Origin of the sequence: Marseilla massiliensis (genome assembly GCF_016899855.1) — a bacterium.
In the GTDB taxonomy this organism is placed as follows: domain Bacteria; phylum Bacteroidota; class Bacteroidia; order Bacteroidales; family Bacteroidaceae; genus Prevotella.
The window spans coordinates 1-18,984 of sequence record NZ_JACJJG010000054.1 but is presented as its reverse complement, the minus strand read 5'-3'; the positions used below and the strand labels follow the sequence as shown (position 1 = coordinate 18,984).

The window sequence follows — 18,984 nt, the reverse complement described above, 5'->3', positions numbered from 1 at the left end:
CCCCACATGAGCATCGGTAACAACACCCCGGAGACGGCGCACGCCGGGAGCGGCGAACAAAAACGGCTGTGGAAAAGAAAAAAAACGGTGGGGCATGGAGGGAATGACAACGGAAGATAGTATCTTTGCTGCGATTTTGTCAGGCGGCCCCGCGGGTCCGCCTGACAAAGACCGGGAATGTAAAGTAAAGCGGCACATTTCCTGATGCGATGTCAACTATTCCAGTACCTCTATCAAGAGTGTGTAAAATAATGTAGTTTATTTAAACAAAAACTGTCAACCTATTTCAGGAAAAGACACAAAGGCCGCATTTTACACGCTAAAATGCCATATTTTGACCCACGAAAGACGGCATTTTATAACGCACTGAGAATCAAGATATTACAAAAACCGCCACATAGTATCTCGTAAACGGCCTTGAAACGGCATACACAGAGATATGAATGACATATTATATTAATGCCTTTATAACGGCAAGATAATAAAATAAGTCGCGGATTTCTTGCTTTTTCAGTAACTTTATGTTATCTTTGTACCTGTTAAGCTTCCTTTACAATAAAGGTTAAAGCAAACTTACATAATCATAAAACGAACAAAGAAATATGAAAAGCGACCCTAAAGACTGTCTCTATTGCCAGAATAACGAGACACAACACAACCTGATGATAGAGGTTGCGAAACTGAGTGTATCACGCCTGTTCATCTTCAAGGAGCAGACATACCACGGCCGTTGCCTCGTGGCTTACGACAAGCATGTTGACGACATCAACCTGTTAAGCGACGAAGAACGCAACGCCTTCATGGCCGACGTTGTACACGCGACACGCGCCATGCAGAAAGTATTTAATCCGGTAAAAATAAACTACGGCGCATATTCGGACACGTTGTCACACCTGCACTTCCATCTCGTGCCGAAATACGAAGGCGGACCGGACTTCGGCGGAGTGTTCCGCATGAATCCACAGGAAGTATACCTTACAGATAAGGAATACGCCGACATGGCCGAAGCATTGAAAAAAGAACTATGATAAATTAAGAATTAAATACCTAATTTCTTAACTCTTAATTCTTTAATTTAATGAGAATAGACATAATCACTGTTTTGCCCGAAATGCTTGAGGGTTTCGTACACGAGTCAATACTGGCCAGGGCACAAAAGAAAGGCCTGGCCGAGATACACCTGCACAACCTGCGCGACTATTCGGACGACAAATGGCGGCGGGTGGACGACTATCCATACGGAGGGTTCGCAGGCATGGTAATGAGATGTGAACCTATTGACAACGCCATAACGGCACTTAAGGCAGAACGTGAGTATGACGAAGTAATCTTTACGTCGCCTGACGGCGAGCAGTTCGACCAGCATATAGCCAATGACCTGTCGCTGAAAGGCAACCTTATTATATTGTGTGGCCACTACAAAGGTATTGACCAGCGCATACGTGACCATCTCATCACGCGCGAGATAAGCATAGGCGACTATGTCCTCACAGGCGGCGAACTGGCCGCTGCAGTGATGGCCGACGCCATAATAAGGCTCGTACCCGGAGTAATCAGCGATGACCAGAGCGCGCTGTCGGACTGTTTCCAGGACGACATGCTCTCCGCACCCATCTACACCCGTCCCGCCGAATACAAGGGGTGGCGTGTGCCCGACATTCTGTTGAGCGGCAACGAGGCAAAGATAAAGGATTGGGAGATAGAACAAAGTTACGAACGCACAAAACGACTGCGTCCCGACCTGCTCAAGGATTAACATTAATGACGTATAGCCAGCAGGCCAAATGCCGACAAATTAACGGAGAGAGGGGAAGGGAAACACTTTTGGTTAACAATCAATCTAACGTTTAACAAATAAAACTTTCATTTATGGAAAACATCAAGAAACTACCGTCATTAACCCTTGGAGAATCCATCAAATCGGTACTTGGAAACCTTACAAACTTCAAAGGACGCGCACGCCGCAGCGAATTGTGGTGGTATTGGCTGGCATATTTCATCGTAATGATGGTGCTGGCATTTGTGCTCGGCGCATTTCCCGTAGTACTTTCAGTAATAGCATTCCTGCTCCAGTTAACCACGTGGTCGGTCACCGTACGCCGTCTTCATGACCGCGGGCACAGTGGATGGTGGGTGGCTGCTTCTATTATCATTGGCCTCATAAGCAACATCTACATCATGCAAAGCGGATATTACGAGGCTATGTCGACAATAAACCCCAATATCGAAGAGGCAACGGAAGTATTGCGCGGACCGGTATTTCCCACTTTAGGCTTTTTGTCATTCATCGTGAATATCACTATTTTCGTATTCTGCGTACGTGACGGCAAACCCGAGGACAATAAGTACGGCCCGTCTCCGAAGTACGTACCCAATGAATTAGCTGACGAGTAACAATCTTTAGCAGACAAGATAAAAGCAGACGAGCAAATAAGGAGATTTGCCCGTCTGCTTGTAACTTGTCTACTGAAAAATCACTTCTTGTCTGCTCTCTATTAAAGATATTCTTTGCAGAATTTCTCTCCCAACTCCAACCCTTCTTCATACAAAAGCTCAAGTTTGTCGATGTCTTTTTCCATACGCCCAACATTGACAGGACGTTCAGGCCGTATGCAGACAATACGTCCTTGACTCTCAAGTTCCTCAATCATGGCAAGCTGCCGGTTGTACGCCTCACACCGATGGCTTAAGGCAACACGTAGCTTAGGGTAGTTCTTATATATGAAATGAGGTATTTTACGGTCTTTCTCTGTCGTACGGAAACCGTAATTACGTGTCAACACGACTACATTATGCTCATGACCACGCTCTACAGCACGTCCAACAGGTATGCTGTCCACTACCCCGCCGTCAAGCATCGGTACGCCGTCAACATCTACAATCTTGCAGACATACGGCAGACTGCTGCTTGCCTTAACGATGTCAAGTAATCGCTGGCGGTCATGTTTCTCCGTAAGGTAACACGCTTGGCCTGTCAGGCAATTAGTCGTTACCATCTCGAACTCGTCGGGATTGCCGAAAAACGCATCAAAATCATAAGGCAACAATGTATTTGGAAAATCATCATAAAGCAGCTTGCGGTCAAAAATACACCCCTGTGTCACCAAATGTCGCAAGCCGATATATTTATATCTGGCAAGATAATCAATGTTGGAAATACGGGCCCTACGTATCTGCCGGCTCATATACGACAGTCCGTTACAAGCACCCGCCGACACGGAAACAACATAATGGAAATACAATTCATTCTTCATGAACGCATCAAGCACGCCACTCGTAAATACCCCGCGCATGCCGCCTCCCTCAAGAACAAGCCCCGTATTTCGGTCTATCCGCATAAAACTTTATTAAAAACAAAGGCAAAATTAATGATTTTAAGACAAAATTGCATATCTTTGCAACCAAAAGAGCCTGATTTTAACAGTTTCGTAACCATGCGCCTGACAATAATTCAAAAACTTGCGCATTAACGGACAATGATTAAATGGGTATCTTGCCAAAATAATACTTTGAAGATATGTTCAGTAAAGAAACTTATGTTAACCGCCGTACCGAACTGAAAAAGCTCGTAAAGAAAGGAGTAATCCTACTTTTCGGCAACAATGAATCCCCAGTAAACTATCCTTCAAACGGCTACTATCCGTTTCGTCAGGACTCTTCGTTCCTTTACTATTTCGGAATCAACCGTGACGGACTTGTCGGTATCATCGACATTGACGAAGACACGGAGACCATCGTAGGCAATGACATCGACATTGAAGATATCGTTTGGTTCGGTTCCGTTGACAGTGTTAAGGAACTTGCCGCAAGCGTAGGCGTCAGCAAAACGGCACCTATGAAACAGCTTCAGGTAATATGTAACGAGGCCCTTAGACAACATAAGCCAGTACATTTCCTTCCTCCGTACAGGTTTGACACAAAACTGCAAATCTTCGACCTGCTCGGCATACATCCTAACCAACAGAAAGAGGCTGCGTCGCTTGAACTTATCAACGCTGTAATAACAATGCGTTCAACGAAGGAACAGCAGGAAATAGACGAAATAGAAAACGCTTGCTCAATAGGATACAAAATGCACACTACGGCAATGCGCCTGACAAAACCGGGCCTGACGGAAAAATACATAGGTGGACAGGTTGACGGCGTAGCGCATTCATACGGTGCAATGGTAAGTTTCGCAACAATCTACACACAGCATGGCGAAATTATGCACGGCGCTCCACGATGGGATGAGCTACAGGACGGACGGCTCGTGTTATGCGATGCAGGAGCCGAAAACCGCAACAATTATTGTTCGGATAATACGAGAACATATCCCGTCAATGGAAAATTCACCCAACGCCAACTCGACATATACAGTATTGTTGAAGCCTGTCATGACTACGTTCTTAACGTAGCCAAACCAGGAGTGCGATATAAAGACGTACATTTAGCCGTATGCAGACTCATGGCAGGTAAACTGAAAGAGCTTGGACTGATGAAGGGCGATGTCGACGAAGCCGTCAATGCAGGGGCGCACGCAATGTTTCTACCCCACGGATTAGGACATATGATGGGTATGGACGTACACGATATGGAAGGTCTCGGGCAAATATACGTCGGATTTGACGAAGAGACACGTCCTTCTACACAATTCGGCACTAACGCATTAAGGATGGGACGTCGGCTGGAAGAAGGCTTTGTAGTGACCGATGAACCGGGTATATATTTCATTCCTGACTTGATTGACGACTGGAGGGCAAAAGGACTCCACACCGATTTCATTAATTATGATGTACTCGAAACATACAAGGACTTTGGCGGAATACGAATAGAAGACGACGTTCTGATAACAGCAGACAGTTGCCGTTTCCTCGGAAAAGAACGCATACCTTACCATCCTAAGGACGTAGAAGAGTTCATGGCAAACAATTAAACAAATAAATAAAAATAAAAACATGAGAAAACTATTTGCAATGATGTTGCTGGCCTGCATCACGGCAGGAGCAAACGCACAGGAGAAAAAAGCCTCCGAAGACAAGAACAAAGCCGTGTTTACAACAATCAAGGCTAACCCCATTACAAGTATCAAAGACCAAAACCGTAGCGGAACTTGCTGGGCATATTCAACGCTGAGCTTTCTCGAGAGTGAAATCTTGAAGAATACAGGCAAGACATACAACCTCTGCGAAATGTTCATCGCCAACAAAGATTACATGGACCGCGCCATCGTGACCGTAAGAATGCACGGCGACAGCCAGTTCTCACAAGGCGGAAGCTTCGAAGACGTTGTAACAATAATGCAGAACTACGGAATATGCCCAGAAGAAGCCATGCCTGCTCCCGGAACTCTTACAGGAGACTCTCTCGCTAACTTTGATGAGTTCTTTGGCGTAATGGAACCTTATGTTGCAGCCGTAGCAAAAAGTAAAGCCAAAAAGATATCACCACAATGGAAAAAGGGACTACAAGGCATTATCGACGCTTATCTTGGAGCATGCCCTGAGAAATTTACGTATGAAGGAAAAGAATATACTCCGAAGGAGTTTGCCGCAAGCCTGGGCCTCAATCTTGACGACTATGTATCAATAACCAGCTACACTCACCATCCATTCTACACTCAGTTCCCAATCGAAATACAAGACAACTGGCGCTGGGCACAGTCCTACAACGTACCGATGGATGAACTGATGAAAATCATCGACAATGCAATAAACGAAGGTTATACAGTTGCATGGGGTGGCGATGTTACAGAGGACGGTTTCACACGCAAAGGTCTCGGTATAGCCTATGACGTAAAGAAAGCACGCAGCATGGCTGGCACTGACGCAGACCGTTGGTTCAAACTCTCTGCAACAGAGAAGAGAAGCAAGCTCGATTCTCTCGGAATTGACGCTCCTGAGATTGTTCCAACACAGGAAATGCGCCAGGAAGCATTCGACAGCTGGGAAACAACAGATGACCACGGAATGCACCTATACGGTATTGCAAAAGACCAGAACGGCCGTGAATATTACATGGTTAAGAACTCATGGGGTGAATACGGCGACTACAAAGGTACGTGGTACATGACAAAGAACTACGTGGCTTACAAGACAATGAACATTATGGTCAACAAAAACGCCATTCCAAAAGATATCCGCAAGAAACTCGGTATCTGATTCATAAAAAAGAATACTTGACTACAGAACGGAGAATTATGGCCTATCCTGATGAATTACAGGGTACAAGACGTGCCATAATTCTCCTTTTTTTATTCCCAATTACCAACACATACACCTCCAAATTCCATATTTTCCAACGTAAAGGGCCTTTTTCTTGTTTTTTCTTTGTAACTTTACACGCACTTTTGTCAAAGGCAAAAGTCTTGGAACAGAAAAAACAAAAAACGATATAATGCATTTCAAATGGAATTACGAGCAACCGACATCAGAACAAACAAGGGAGGCTGAGGAATTATCCACCAAGATTGGAATAAGTCCCATACTTGCCGAAATACTTATAAAACGTGGTATTACGACAGAATCAGCCGCAAAACGGTTCTTCCGTCCACAGCTCAACGACCTCATAAACCCATTCCTGATGAAGGACATGGACGTGGCCGTAGACAGACTGAACGACGCAATGGGCCGCAAGGAACGTATCATGGTGTACGGCGATTATGACGTTGACGGGTGTACAGCCGTTGCACTCGTCTATAAATTTTTGCAACAGTTTTATTCTAACATTGACTATTACATCCCCGACCGTTACGACGAAGGATATGGAGTAAGCTATAAAGGGATTGAATACGCCAAGCAGACAGGTGTTAAACTCATCATTATCCTTGATTGCGGAATAAAGGCAAACGAGGAGATAGCTCATGCCAAAAGCCTCGGCATTGACTTCATCATCTGCGACCATCATGTGCCGGACGAGAAGATGCCGCCAGCAGTGGCTATCCTCAATCCAAAACGCAGCGATGACACATATCCCTTCAAACACCTTTGCGGATGCGGGGTTGGCTTCAAATTCATGCAGGCGTTCGCAAAGAATAACGGCATTCCGTTCTCACGGCTTCTGCCCTTATTGGATTTCTGCGCAGTGAGCATTGCCGCAGATATTGTACCTGTAGTCGAGGAGAACCGCATACTGGCATTCCACGGTCTAAAACAGCTAAACCAAAACCCAAGCGTAGGCCTGAAAGCGATTATCGACATTTGCGGACTTAGCGGACGCACGCTTACCATGAGCGACATTGTATTCAAAATCGGACCGCGCATAAACGCTTCCGGCAGAATGGAAAATGGACGGGAAAGCGTTGACCTGCTTGTAGAAAAAGACTTCAGCCAGGCTTTGAAAGAAGCTAAACACATCAACGAATACAACGAGTTGCGCAAGGACATAGACAAACAAATGACCGAGGAGGCCAACCAAATAATATCAAGAATAGAAAGCCAAAAGCGCCATTCCAGCATTGTACTGTATGACGAGAACTGGAAAAAAGGTATAATAGGCATTGTCGCGTCACGACTTACTGAAATATACTTCCGCCCTACAATAGTACTGACACGCGAAGACGACCTCGCCACTGGTTCGGCAAGAAGCGTCACCGGTTTCGACGTATACTCGGCAATCAAAAGCTGCCGCGATATACTGATCAACTTCGGAGGACACACATACGCGGCGGGACTAACCCTTAAATGGAAGGATGTTCCTGAGTTCCGCAGGCGTTTCCAGCATTATGTCGACGAGCATATACAACCGGAACAGACCGAGGCAACGCTTGACATCGACGCAATGATAGACTTCAAGGACATTACACGTAAACTGCATGCCGACTTAAAGAAGTTCGGACCGTTCGGTCCGATGAACCAGAAACCGCTGTTCTGCACTACTGATGTCTATGACTTCGGAACGAGCAAAGTGGTGGGGCGAGAACAGGAGCACATCAAGCTTGAACTTGTCGACTCAAAATCAAACAACGTAATGAACGGCATTGCCTTCGGACAAAGCGGCTCGGCACGTTACATCAAATCTAAACGAAGCTTCGATATCGCATACACCATAGAGGACAACGTTTTCAAACACAATGGCGTACAGCTGCAAATCGAGGACATAAGACCATCTGAAGAATAATTAAGAATTAAGAGTTAAGAATTAAGAAAAAAATGAATGTCTTTGACGGCAATGGATATTTTCTTAATTCTTAACTCTTAATTCTTAATTTCCACGCCTATGGACAAATATCTCCGGATACTAAAAGAATATTGGGGCTACGATGATTTCCGCGGAATACAGCGTGAAATCATCGAGAGCATAGGTGCCGGACACGACACGCTCGGACTTATGCCTACAGGCGGCGGCAAGTCGCTTACATTCCAGGTGCCAGCCTTGGCCACTGGAGGTGTATGCATCGTAATCACCCCGCTTATCGCCCTGATGAAGGACCAGGTAGACCATCTGCGCCAAAGAGGCATAAAGGCGGCGGCCGTCTACTCCGGAATGCAGCACGCCGACGTAATCACGACACTTGAAAACGCCATCTTCGGCGGAGTGAAAATACTGTACGTATCGCCCGAAAGGCTGTCGTCCGAACTTTTCCAGAAAAAACTTGGCCACATGAAAGTGAGCTTCATCACCGTTGACGAGGCCCACTGCATAAGCCAATGGGGCTATGATTTCCGTCCGTCATACCTTAAGATAAACGACATAAGGCGCATAAAGCCTGACGCGCCGATACTCGCACTAACGGCAACAGCCACTCCACGCGTGGTAGACGACATCCAGGCATGTCTCGGATTCAGTCGTGACAACGTGTTCAGGATGAGTTTCGAGCGCAAGAACCTGGCCTACATCGTAACCAAGACGAGCAACAAAATGGGCGAGACGCTACGCCTACTCAACAGTATCGACGGTTCGGCAATAATCTACGTGCGCAGCCGTAAACGCACGAAAGAGACGGCGCAAGCCCTCATTAAGGCCGGTATAAGCGCCACGTTCTACAACGCCGGACTTGAAACTGCCGTACGCGACACTCGCCAGAAGCAATGGCAAGAGGACAAAACACGCATAATGGTGGCCACCAACGCATTCGGTATGGGAATAGACAAGCCCGACGTTCGTCTCGTGATACACATTGACTGTCCAGACTCGCCGGAAGCCTACTTTCAGGAGGCTGGGCGTGCCGGGCGCGACGGCAAGCCGGCATACGCTATACTGTTGTACGACGGCAATGACAAAGCCAAACTAAAGCGTCGCATTGACGAGACTTTCCCCGACAAAGACTACATACGCAAGGTGTACGAACACCTTGCCTACTTCTATCAGATAGGCATAGGCAGCGGCGGCGGGTGTCGTTTCGAGTTCAACATCGAGCGGTTCTGCCAGTACTTCAAGCATTTCCCTGTGCCTGTCGACTCGTCACTCAAGATTCTATCGCGCGCCGGATATATCGACTATGAGGACGGCCGCGACGACATGTCACAGGTAAACATACTGACGGGAAGGGAGGAACTATACCGGCTGGACAGCCTCAGCGACAACGAAAACACCGTGATTACAGCGTTACTGAGGAATTACGGCGGTTTGTTCACCGACTTCTGCTATATCGAGGAAAGCCTCATCGAGCAACAAACAGGACTGTCGCGCGACAGCATTTACATGATACTGAAAAACCTGACACGGCGGAACATCATACGCTACATACCACGGAAAAAGATACCGCACATCCGCTATCTGCAAAGGCGGGAGGAAGCCGAACGCCTGGTGTTCTCCAACGATATATACGACGACCGCAAGCGCGAGTACACCGAGCGCATTGATGCCATGATAAGCTATGCCGAGAACGACTACGTATGCCGCAGCCGACAGTTGCTGAGGTATTTCGGCGAGATGCGCACGGACGACTGCGGACAGTGCGACGTTTGCCGCGCACATGGCATGAACACGGGCAGCAAAGGGGAGATTAACGCCGCCAAGGCCGGGATTATGGCCGCGCTGGCCGACAAGGCAATGCATTCGGTAACCGACATTACGCTTACCGGCATTGCCAACGATATTATAAAAAAAGCCATAGCCGATCTTGTCTGCGAAGAGAAGATACACATAAAGGACGGGAAACTGGCCATACGCCACAATACCTGACGGCGTATCCGATCCGGCCGCCGCCCGCTTGCATGGCAAGCCGTTATTACCAAGCGGCAAAAACACGGATACGCATTAAGTCCACACTACCATACGCCTATATTACACTTTGTCCACGAAACAAGCCCATCCGCTTGCACTTTGAAAAACGTTGACGCTGTAGAACGGGCGCGGCCAAAAATTTCTTTTCGATTGACTTAAATACGCCAATCTGGCGTGTGCAACCGTAAATCATTGCACTAATTGCGGTTACACACGCCAGCCGTTTTTTGTGCAATGAAAAACGGCCTTTTTCGCTCGGAAAAACCATGTTTTTTCGTTGAATACACTATGCTTTCTCATCGAGAAAACTATCTTCCAGCAATGCGAAAGCTATCTTCCCGCAACGAGAAAGCAAAGCGTACTCAATTTAACAAATAATTCTTTACGCGCAAAAGAACCGTTTTGCTAATTCGGCATGGCATTTTCCCAAAATACGTTTCCAGATTGCGCAAGAACCGTAAACTTTCCTCAATGACAATTTGCTACGCTTCAGACAAATCTGATTGACAAACGCGCGCAGACCATGAGGTGGCAAAACAAACGGCGCAAAGCCGTTAGCCTTGCGCCGTTACGCCACTACACTAAGGCAGCGGCAACATTCCGACAAACCCATTAATTGTTCTCCGGGCGCAGCTTGCGCACCGTTGCGCCTGCCTGCCACATCTCACTTTCACGCATTTGACGCAGCTCCTCGTTCAACTTGTCACGATAGTCGGGCTTCGAGTTGCTGTCGATGGAGATTTGCGCCTCGTTGCCAGACTTTACTGACAGGTAGAGCCACTCCATGACGGGCTTGATAGCCTCACGGAAGCGCGGCGCCCAGTCGAGCGCGCCACGCTGCGCCGTTGTGGAGCAGTTAGCGTACATCCAGTCCATACCCTTGGCTCCGAACAACGGGCCGAGGCTCTGTGTAAGCTCCTCGACAGTCTCGTTGAAAGCCTCCGAAGGCGAATGTCCGTGCTCGCGCAGCACCTGGTACTGAGCCTCAAGCAGTCCCTCAATAGCTCCCATAAGCGAACCACGCTCGCCTGTAAGGTCGCTCGTAGCCTCGCGCTCGAACGTAGTCTTGAACAGATAGCCTGCCCCGATACCTATACCGAAAGCTATAGTGCGCTCCTCGGCACGTCCGGTAGCATCCTGATAAACGGCATACGAGCAGTTAAGCCCCCTGCCCTCGCAGAACATAGTACGCAACGACGTACCCGAACCCTTGGGCGCTACCATTATGACATCAATGTCCTCCGGCGGCACAACACCCGTGCGGTCGCTCCAGTTGATAGCGAAGCCGTGCGAATAATACAGAGCCTTGCCCTTTGTAAGGTATGGTTTTACCTTCGGCCAAACCGATATCTGCCCCGCGTCGGACAGCAGCATGCATATTATCGTGCCCTTTTCGGCCGCCTCTTCAAGCGAAAAGAGCGTTTTACCGGGCACCCATCCGTCGGCCACGGCCTTGTCATACGTCTTGCCCTCGCGCTGGCCGACGATTACGTTAAAGCCATTGTCGCGCAGGTTGCACGCCTGGCCGGGGCCCTGAATGCCGTAGCCAAGCACGGCGATGGTCTCGTCTTTCAACACCTCGCGCGCCTTCTCCAATGAAAACTCCTTACTGGTGACAACCGTTTCGATAACGCCACCGAAATTCATTTCTGCCATAATCCTTTTTGTTTTATAATGTATTGTTAAACGTTATATTACCACTCTCATCCGCAACAGCTGCTTAAGTAAAGGCAATCATGCTGCGGCACACCTCCGTCTCGCCGTCATCTCCGGGAGTGCTCTTGGTTATCCGCACGCAGACGGCGCCGTCGGCAACATCCTCACGGTAAAAGTTAAGCGTATCGCCATAATGGCTTTCAGCCACGTAGGCTATGTCAAACCGCCGCACCCGATGTCCCCTATACCAATCCAAGCCGAACAAATCAAGCACATGCTCAATGTACTTCACGCTGTTGATATGCCCATTGACGTCCACGTCGCTGTAATGCGTGGGCAATGAAGCCACACGGCACGCATCTTTTCCTATCTTTACGCGTGACAGCGAAGCGATAGGACAAACCCTTTCCGTATCAACATAACGCGCAATCTCGCCTCCGCCAAGGTCAGGAATATTCAATGGCTGACGGGTATCTGTGTCAATAAGTGCCCAGATACTCCGCCCATAGCCATAAACGCGGTTATCATCGGCAGCGTCGACAATACGGAAATTACGGTTGGTAAAGTACCTCATCACCCCTTCAATCCACGTTTCTACGCTGAACTTCGTATATTCCGGCGGCATTTCCTCCATCTCCACGGCAAGCCGTGACAGCACCCATGTCTTGTGTTCCGGATTCAGTTGGGGCATGCCGAAACCTCTGTCTATAGCATGAAAGTCGGCCGCGTTGAGCAGATGGTTGCCCAAATGTCCCATTGATAACCGTTTGGAGAAATCACAATGGAACGGCTCGGCCATAAAATCGTATCGTCCCGTCCTGTCAAGCATTTTTCTTCCTGTTTTGCTCCTGCATTTCAAGAAAATCACTAACCTGTTCAACAGTGCTGCGCGTAATGGCTATACGTCCGCTACGGGTGTACTGAAGCACACAATTAAACTTGTCGAGCGCAAAGTACAAGGCCGTTATATCTTCGGTAACACCGCTCAGCATCACACTGCAGAACGTCGGATTGACCTCTACTATACGGGCATCAGCCTTCCTGATAGTCCTTGAAATATCCGGATTGTCAAGAACCTCCGGCGTTGACAACTTATAAAGTCCAACCTCACGGATGAACAGCTGGTCGTCTGTATAATAGTCGGCCTTAATTACGTCAATCTTTTTCTCTATCTGCTTGGTTATCTTTATTATCTGGTCCTCATCGCTCCATGCTGTTATCGTGTACTTATGCACCCCCTCAATGCTCGAGGCCGACACGTTAAGGCTCTCGATGTTGACCTGCCTACGGGTGAAAACCGCCGTTATCTGATTAAGTATTCCGGCTATGTTTTCAGAGTACACCAACAGTGTGTACAGCTTTTTATCGGTTGTTTCCATATATTCTTATTTGTAGTCAAAGTTCCTGAAGGACGGCTATACGCCATTACACCTTGACGGCCAATGTCTATTTACCTTGCAGCGTTGCCACCGCCTGGGCACGGCCATCACGTAATCAAACCTTCAGGCTCCTTTATTTATCAACTTTATATCTCTAACATCATCTCGCCTACTGGACATCCAGGCGGCGTCATCGGCAGTATGTTTTCCTCCTCTTTTACAGCGCACTCCAGCAGATACGGGCCTTCGGTAGCAAGCATTCTTGCCACTTCATCCTTCAGTCTGTCACGGTCAGCTACAAAAGAATAGCTTATCCCATAGCCCGCGCATATCTTTCCGTAATCAGGATTCTGCATACGGGTGAACGAACGGCGCTTGTCAAAGAACATATCCTGCCATTGCCTTACGTTACCAAGATAATTATTGTTCATCAATATAATCTTGACAGGCGCATGCTGCTCCATTATCGTACCCAATTCATGTATGCTCATCTGTAATCCGCCGTCGCCCGTAAACATGCAAACGGTACGGTCTGAGGCGCCGAAAGTTGCCCCGATGGCAGCAGGAAGGCCATATCCCATCGTGCCAAGACCGCCACTGCTGACAATGGAACGCTTCTTATTATACTTGAAATAACGGCATGAAAACATCTGGTTGAGACCTACGTCGTTTACCAATACGGCATCGCCGTGGGTCGCCTCAGCCACTGCGTTTACAACCTCCCCCATCAACAACGGTCCTTCCTCTGGATGTATGGCCGGACGTATAACTTTCTCAAATTCCTTTTCATACAATGGAACAAAGCTGTCGAGCCACTCTTTATGCTCACGCTTCTCCAGAAGCGCCGTTATTGCGGGCAGAGACACCTTGCAGTCAGCCACTACAGCCACGTCCGTCTTAACGTTCTTGTCTATCTCAGCTTTGTCAATATCAAGATGAATTATTCTTGCCTGCTTTGCGAATGTGGAGACATCACTTATCACACGGTCACTGAAACGCATCCCGATAGCAATAAGGACATCGCACTCCTGCTCCTTTATGTTCGGAGCATAATTACCATGCATACCCAACATGCCGACATTCAGAGGATGATCGGTTGGCAATGCGGAAAGTCCCAACAGTGTACGGCCTGCAGGTATGCCACCTTTTTCAAGAAAGTCTACCAACTCTTGCTGTGCGTTACCAAGTTCAACACCCTGTCCAACTAACGCCAGCGGCTTCTCTGAATGGTTAATCAGCTCTGCCGCACGCCGCACCGCCTCCTCATTTAGAGTTGGATAAGCGACATAACTGCGCACAAAATCCACCTCGCAGGGCTTGTATTCCGTAGTCTCTATCTGTGCGTTCTTCGGAAAATCAAGCACAACCGGACCTGGCCTTCCTGACCGGGCAATATAAAACGCACGGCTAACAGCCCACGCAATATCCTCTGCACGACGTATCTGGTAGCTCCATTTACTGATAGGTTGGGCCACACCGACAAGATCCACTTCCTGAAATGCGTCTGTGCCCAATGCCGATACTCCTACCTGTCCGGCAATAACCACTATCGGGGTAGAATCCATCATTGCGTCAGCTACGCCTGTCAGAGTATTCGTGGCACCGGGACCGCTCGTCACGAGACACACACCTACGTCACCGCTCACTCTTGCATAACCTTCGGCGGCATGCGCAGCAGACTGTTCGTGACGCACCAAAATGTGCTCAAAAGCTTTCTTTTCCCCGCGCGTATAATCATAAAGAGTATCAAAAACCGGCATTATGGCACCGCCAGGGTAACCGAAAATAGTCTTCACACCCTCGGCTTTCAACGCCCTCATAAGGGCCTCTGCTCCGGTAATTACTTCTGTTGGCATAATATCTATTAATGTTTTTATCTATAGTAATAAAGCAGCAAGAAAGAAAAAAGTAAAACAGAATACACCAAGTTGTTTATCCGCAACGTAAAGAAACAAGCATTACACACCTCATGGCATATATACTTTACCATTTCTTCCATTACACTTATCACTCAATCAATTATCCTCACTCCTCCTTTATCGGCCGAACTCACGCTTTGGGCGTAAGCACGCAAGGCCTTGCTAACCTCACGTTTACGTGTCATAGGACGCTGTCCCCGCGACGCAAGCTCATCGTCACTTAGCCTTACATTGATAGAACGGTTGGGAATGTCTATCTCGATGATGTCACCATCAACTATCTTGCCTATATTTCCGCCTGCCGCAGCTTCAGGAGAGATGTGCCCTATACTTAGGCCCGACGTTCCCCCACTAAAGCGTCCGTCAGTAATCAGGGCGCATTCCGTACCGAGATGCATACTCTTTATATATGAAGTAGGATAAAGCATCTCCTGCATTCCCGGACCGCCCTTTGGCCCTTCATGGGTTATTACAACGCAATCGCCACTCTTGACTTTTCCGCCGAGAATGCCCTCACAGGCGTCTTCCTGCGAATCGAACACCTTGGCAGGACCACTGAACTTCCAGATTGACGGATCTACACCGGCCGTCTTGACCACACATCCATCCTGAGCGATGTTACCGAAAAGCACGGCCAAGCCGCCATCCTTTGTGTAAGCATGCTCAATATCACGTATGCAACCATTGACACGGTCGGTATCAAGCGTACCCCATCGCTCGTTTTTCGACCCCATACGAGTGGAGAACCTACGCCCCGGAGCGCTCTGGTAAATACGGTCGGCCTCAGGATTAACATCGCCCACCGTTATGTCATACATTCTAAGTTGCTCACCGAGCGTCTTTCCATCCACTCTCATCACGCTGCCGTCAATCAATCCCCCCTTGGAGAGTTCGTTCATTATACCGAAGATACCTCCTGCGCGGTTGCACTCCTGCACACTGTATTTCTGCGTGTTCGGAGCCAGCTTACACAGACAAGGCACCTTGCGGCTGAGCATGTCGATATCGCTCATCTTGAAATCGGCACCCGCCTCTTGCGCGACGGCAAGCAAATGCAACACTGTATTGGTACTTCCGCCCATGGCGATGTCAAGCGTCATGGCATTAAGGAATGCCGCGCGTGTAGCTATATTACGCGGAAGCACGCTTTCATCACCATCCTCATAATACTTAATTGCGTTGGTAACTACTTGCCGTGCGGCGTCCTTGAACAGACGTATGCGGTTTTCATGCGTTGCAAGAATCGTTCCGTTTCCGGGCAAAGCGAGGCCTATCGCTTCAGTAAGCGAGTTCATCGAATTGGCTGTAAACATACCTGAACAGCAGCCACACCCCGGACAAGCGCTTCGTTCTATCTCGCTTATTTCCTCATCCGTTACGCTTGGATCGGCCCCTTTGACCATTGCCGTTATCAAATCGGCATTTTCATTGCGCCACCGGCCGGCCTCCATCGGACCGCCGCTGCAGAATACTGTAGGAATGTTAAGCCGCATGGCAGCCATAAGCATGCCGGGCGTTACCTTGTCGCAGTTGGATATGCAAATCATGGCGTCCGCCTTATGCGCATTGACCATGTATTCAACAGAATCAGCAATGATATCACGGGAAGGAAGGGAATACAACATGCCGTCATGCCCCATGGCAATGCCATCGTCAATGGCTATTGTATTGAACTCGGCCGCATAACATCCCATCTTCTCTATCTCGGCCTTTACTATCTGTCCTATTTCATGCAGGTGGGTATGTCCGGGCACAAACTGGGTAAACGAGTTGACTATAGCTATTATCGGTTTGCCGAATTGCTCGTGCTTCATTCCCGACGCAACCCACAGGGCTCTTGCCCCTGCCATGCGACGTCCCTCTGTACATACCGCGCTCCTTAACTTATGTTTCATCTCCTTATGTCTTATCTTAATGTAAACACATTTGCAAAGGTACATCATTTTTGCCGAACGGGCAACATTATTTTTAATTATTTTGACTTAAAACGTCACAACTGTAATTAAAACAGGGTAAAAAGTAACGAATTAATAGATATAAATGCACATACGAACAGGAATTGTGCAATAACCGGACGACGGTCTCATGAAGGATGAATACACGCAACAAAAAAACGGGACGAGCCCGTAAAGACCCATCCCGTCGGATTTTATACTATTGGATTAATTTATTTCGTATTGTCGTTGAATGTTGCAACACGATTGAACTCGACCTGTTCAAAGAGTTTGTCGGTAGCTCCGCAACCCTTTGTCGAGAGGCGGTCGGCTGAAATCTTATACTTGTTGACCAGTATTTTCTTCACTGCCTCGGCACGAGCCTCAGAAAGTTTCTGGTTCAATTCCGTTGAACCTTCGGGTGAAGCATAGCCCTTGATTTCCACCTGTGCCTCAGGATGGTTCTTCATATACTGAGCGATGAGCTCGATGGGAGCGTACTGAGCGGGATCAACAACCGACTTACCCTGGCGGAAAAGTACCGTAGGCTGCAGGTTGGTCACCGTCGCCGGCTTTTCATACTTAGGCGCCGGCTTATTGTTGCAGTCGTCGAGAGCCTTCTGCAAGTCACTTATCTGGCGGTCCTTGGCTGCCAGCTGCGCGTCCTTACCGTTCAAGTCGTCACGCAGGTCGTTGATTTTGGCATTGAGAGCGTCAATCTCTGACTGGTCACGAAGCTCAGCAATCTTGAAGTTGTGTGTGCCGTTGGAGTTCTTGAACTTGTAAATAAAACCTACATTCAGCTGGAAGCCTGACTCGTGTACGTCATACTCAACCTCGTTATCACGAACCATGTTGTTACCAGCAAGAGTCCAAATCATTGCCGGCTCGATGTAAATCTGCCATGCCTTAGCCTTGCCAAGGTTGAAAGCAAAGTCTACAGCCGCTTTAGACGTAAGCTGGTCATCGTTAAAATCGTCTGACGGATGGCCGAAGATGTGCCCCCAACCAAAACCGTAAAGAGCAGAAACCTCGAAGAACCTCGGCTCGCCCTTATATCCACCGAACCAGTTGCTCAAGTTGACCGTTCCCAACAGAGAGGTGTTGATGGAACGTACGAATGTCTTTATTGACGGATAAGGCTTATTGGAAAAATACACATTGCTCTCCAACGCAAAGCCGAACACTGGCGTAAAGTTACGGCCAAGACGGACGCCAAGATTGGGGTTCAGGTCGCTAAGCCAGCTGTGGCCTGTCGTCTTTGTGGCCAAACCGCCATTGACGCCAATGTAAATGTTATCCAAAGTCTTGCTTTCAACTACAGTCTGAGCTGAAACACTTGCTGTCATAGCTCCTACCAAAAGCATTAAAAATAACTTCTTCATGTTACAAATAATTTAATTTAACAATCAATTCATTTCAATTTTTTACCATTATCAACCTATTGTAAGGTAATGCAAAGATACGTAAAAGAAATCACCGGCCAAAAAATTTTCAAGGAATTTACCTTGTCAATTCATAAAAGCCGTTGACAATATTACCTTTAGAACAAAATATCTGTGTTTTATAACAATCCGCTTAACTCATGAACGCCGGTTTTTCAGCCCGCCGCGCCTTTGTTTCTTATACACGATAACAAACCCAACGCCATAACGTCTACTGAAAGCTGAAAAACATATACCTATTTATATATAACGCGCATGCACGGAATGTCATCCTAAATAATCGAAAAACATGCACGCATACGTAACACGCCAAAACATAAACCGTAGCTGGAGAAACAACAGCAAGCGTCCATACCGACACTAACGGCAAAACGCACATTAGGGAAACAAGTGTAGGAACACATGCAGGAGGGGTTCTTCCGCAGTTTTGTTGGATGGCCTTTCAGCAACATAAAATTGAGCACATCGAGTTTTTCTTTTAAAAGATTAAAAATCAATAGTTTTG

The 18,984-nt window shown here is 47.8% G+C and carries 15 protein-coding genes; 7 read left to right on the top strand and 8 right to left on the bottom strand.

Annotated features, from left to right (window positions below; translation table 11 throughout):
* Positions 1–602 precede the first annotated feature (602 nt).
* From H6A34_RS09615 to H6A34_RS09605, 3 genes are all read left to right on the top strand, one after another.
* Positions 603–1,028: an HIT family protein gene (locus H6A34_RS09615; protein WP_205105197.1), complete on the top strand. Its 426-nt coding sequence runs from the start codon at positions 603–605 to the stop codon at positions 1,026–1,028.
* Positions 1,029–1,078: 50 nt separating this feature from the next.
* Complete coding sequence (gene trmD / locus H6A34_RS09610; RefSeq protein ID WP_021947847.1) at positions 1,079–1,756, top strand: tRNA (guanosine(37)-N1)-methyltransferase TrmD; 678 nt, start codon at positions 1,079–1,081, stop codon at positions 1,754–1,756.
* A gap of 113 nt (positions 1,757–1,869) precedes the next feature.
* The gene (locus tag H6A34_RS09605; RefSeq protein WP_021947848.1) at positions 1,870–2,394 is read left to right on the top strand and encodes a DUF805 domain-containing protein; all 525 of its coding nucleotides are present in this window, start codon (positions 1,870–1,872) and stop codon (positions 2,392–2,394) included.
* Between the two features lie 101 nt (positions 2,395–2,495).
* Here H6A34_RS09605 and H6A34_RS09600 read toward each other — a convergent pair whose 3' ends face one another.
* Positions 2,496–3,338: a patatin-like phospholipase family protein gene (locus H6A34_RS09600; RefSeq protein WP_021947849.1), complete on the bottom strand. Its 843-nt coding sequence runs from the start codon at positions 3,336–3,338 to the stop codon at positions 2,496–2,498.
* A gap of 179 nt (positions 3,339–3,517) precedes the next feature.
* On the opposite strand from H6A34_RS09600, the gene H6A34_RS09595 reads away from it, so the two are divergent.
* From H6A34_RS09595 to H6A34_RS09580, 4 genes are all read left to right on the top strand, one after another.
* Complete coding sequence (locus tag H6A34_RS09595; RefSeq protein WP_205105195.1) at positions 3,518–4,915, top strand: aminopeptidase P family protein; 1,398 nt, start codon at positions 3,518–3,520, stop codon at positions 4,913–4,915.
* Between the two features lie 4 nt (positions 4,916–4,919).
* On the top strand, positions 4,920–6,140 hold the full coding sequence (locus H6A34_RS09590) for a C1 family peptidase (protein WP_338088653.1): 1,221 nt from the start codon (positions 4,920–4,922) through the stop codon (positions 6,138–6,140).
* A gap of 235 nt (positions 6,141–6,375) precedes the next feature.
* Complete coding sequence (gene recJ, locus H6A34_RS09585) at positions 6,376–8,097, top strand: single-stranded-DNA-specific exonuclease RecJ (RefSeq protein ID WP_205105193.1); 1,722 nt, start codon at positions 6,376–6,378, stop codon at positions 8,095–8,097.
* A 99-nt stretch (positions 8,098–8,196) separates the two neighbouring features.
* Positions 8,197–10,104 (top strand): RecQ family ATP-dependent DNA helicase, encoded by a 1,908-nt coding sequence (locus H6A34_RS09580; RefSeq protein ID WP_205105191.1) that lies wholly within the window; start codon positions 8,197–8,199, stop codon positions 10,102–10,104.
* A gap of 654 nt (positions 10,105–10,758) precedes the next feature.
* On the opposite strand, the gene ilvC is transcribed toward H6A34_RS09580, so the two are convergent.
* The 7 genes from ilvC to H6A34_RS09545 all read right to left on the bottom strand — a co-directional run.
* A complete protein-coding gene (gene ilvC / locus H6A34_RS09575) occupies positions 10,759–11,802 on the bottom strand; it encodes a ketol-acid reductoisomerase (protein ID WP_205105189.1) in 1,044 nt (347 codons plus the stop codon).
* A 64-nt stretch (positions 11,803–11,866) separates the two neighbouring features.
* Positions 11,867–12,631 (bottom strand): acyl-[acyl-carrier-protein] thioesterase, encoded by a 765-nt coding sequence (locus tag H6A34_RS09570; protein WP_205105187.1) that lies wholly within the window; start codon positions 12,629–12,631, stop codon positions 11,867–11,869.
* Positions 12,624–13,181 (bottom strand): acetolactate synthase small subunit, encoded by a 558-nt coding sequence (gene ilvN / locus H6A34_RS09565; RefSeq protein ID WP_021947856.1) that lies wholly within the window; start codon positions 13,179–13,181, stop codon positions 12,624–12,626. The genes H6A34_RS09570 and ilvN overlap by 8 nt, the downstream gene beginning before the upstream one ends.
* A gap of 146 nt (positions 13,182–13,327) precedes the next feature.
* A complete protein-coding gene (ilvB, locus tag H6A34_RS09560; RefSeq protein WP_021947857.1) occupies positions 13,328–15,037 on the bottom strand; it encodes a biosynthetic-type acetolactate synthase large subunit in 1,710 nt (569 codons plus the stop codon).
* A 155-nt stretch (positions 15,038–15,192) separates the two neighbouring features.
* A complete protein-coding gene (gene ilvD, locus H6A34_RS09555; protein ID WP_205105185.1) occupies positions 15,193–16,995 on the bottom strand; it encodes a dihydroxy-acid dehydratase in 1,803 nt (600 codons plus the stop codon).
* A 272-nt stretch (positions 16,996–17,267) separates the two neighbouring features.
* Complete coding sequence (locus H6A34_RS09550; RefSeq protein ID WP_205105183.1) at positions 17,268–18,419, bottom strand: OmpA family protein; 1,152 nt, start codon at positions 18,417–18,419, stop codon at positions 17,268–17,270.
* Positions 18,420–18,751: 332 nt separating this feature from the next.
* Positions 18,752–18,984: hypothetical protein (locus H6A34_RS09545; protein ID WP_205105181.1), on the bottom strand; the 233-nt coding region annotated here is incomplete at its 5' end.

What these genes read in the sequence shown, in the direction of transcription:
- H6A34_RS09615 (WP_205105197.1), top strand. Translation starts at nt 603, where the DNA reads ATGAAAAGCGACCCTAAAGACTGTCTCTATTGCCAGAATAACGAGACA.
- trmD (WP_021947847.1), top strand. Translation starts at nt 1,079, where the DNA reads ATGAGAATAGACATAATCACTGTTTTGCCCGAAATGCTTGAGGGTTTC.
- H6A34_RS09605 (WP_021947848.1), top strand. Translation starts at nt 1,870, where the DNA reads ATGGAAAACATCAAGAAACTACCGTCATTAACCCTTGGAGAATCCATC.
- H6A34_RS09600 (WP_021947849.1), bottom strand. Translation starts at nt 3,338, where the DNA reads ATGCGGATAGACCGAAATACGGGGCTTGTTCTTGAGGGAGGCGGCATG.
- H6A34_RS09595 (WP_205105195.1), top strand. Translation starts at nt 3,518, where the DNA reads ATGTTCAGTAAAGAAACTTATGTTAACCGCCGTACCGAACTGAAAAAG.
- recJ (WP_205105193.1), top strand. Translation starts at nt 6,376, where the DNA reads ATGCATTTCAAATGGAATTACGAGCAACCGACATCAGAACAAACAAGG.
- H6A34_RS09580 (WP_205105191.1), top strand. Translation starts at nt 8,197, where the DNA reads ATGGACAAATATCTCCGGATACTAAAAGAATATTGGGGCTACGATGAT.
- ilvC (WP_205105189.1), bottom strand. Translation starts at nt 11,802, where the DNA reads ATGGCAGAAATGAATTTCGGTGGCGTTATCGAAACGGTTGTCACCAGT.
- H6A34_RS09570 (WP_205105187.1), bottom strand. Translation starts at nt 12,631, where the DNA reads ATGCTTGACAGGACGGGACGATACGATTTTATGGCCGAGCCGTTCCAT.
- ilvN (WP_021947856.1), bottom strand. Translation starts at nt 13,181, where the DNA reads ATGGAAACAACCGATAAAAAGCTGTACACACTGTTGGTGTACTCTGAA.
- ilvB (WP_021947857.1), bottom strand. Translation starts at nt 15,037, where the DNA reads ATGCCAACAGAAGTAATTACCGGAGCAGAGGCCCTTATGAGGGCGTTG.
- ilvD (WP_205105185.1), bottom strand. Translation starts at nt 16,995, where the DNA reads ATGAAACATAAGTTAAGGAGCGCGGTATGTACAGAGGGACGTCGCATG.
- H6A34_RS09550 (WP_205105183.1), bottom strand. Translation starts at nt 18,419, where the DNA reads ATGAAGAAGTTATTTTTAATGCTTTTGGTAGGAGCTATGACAGCAAGT.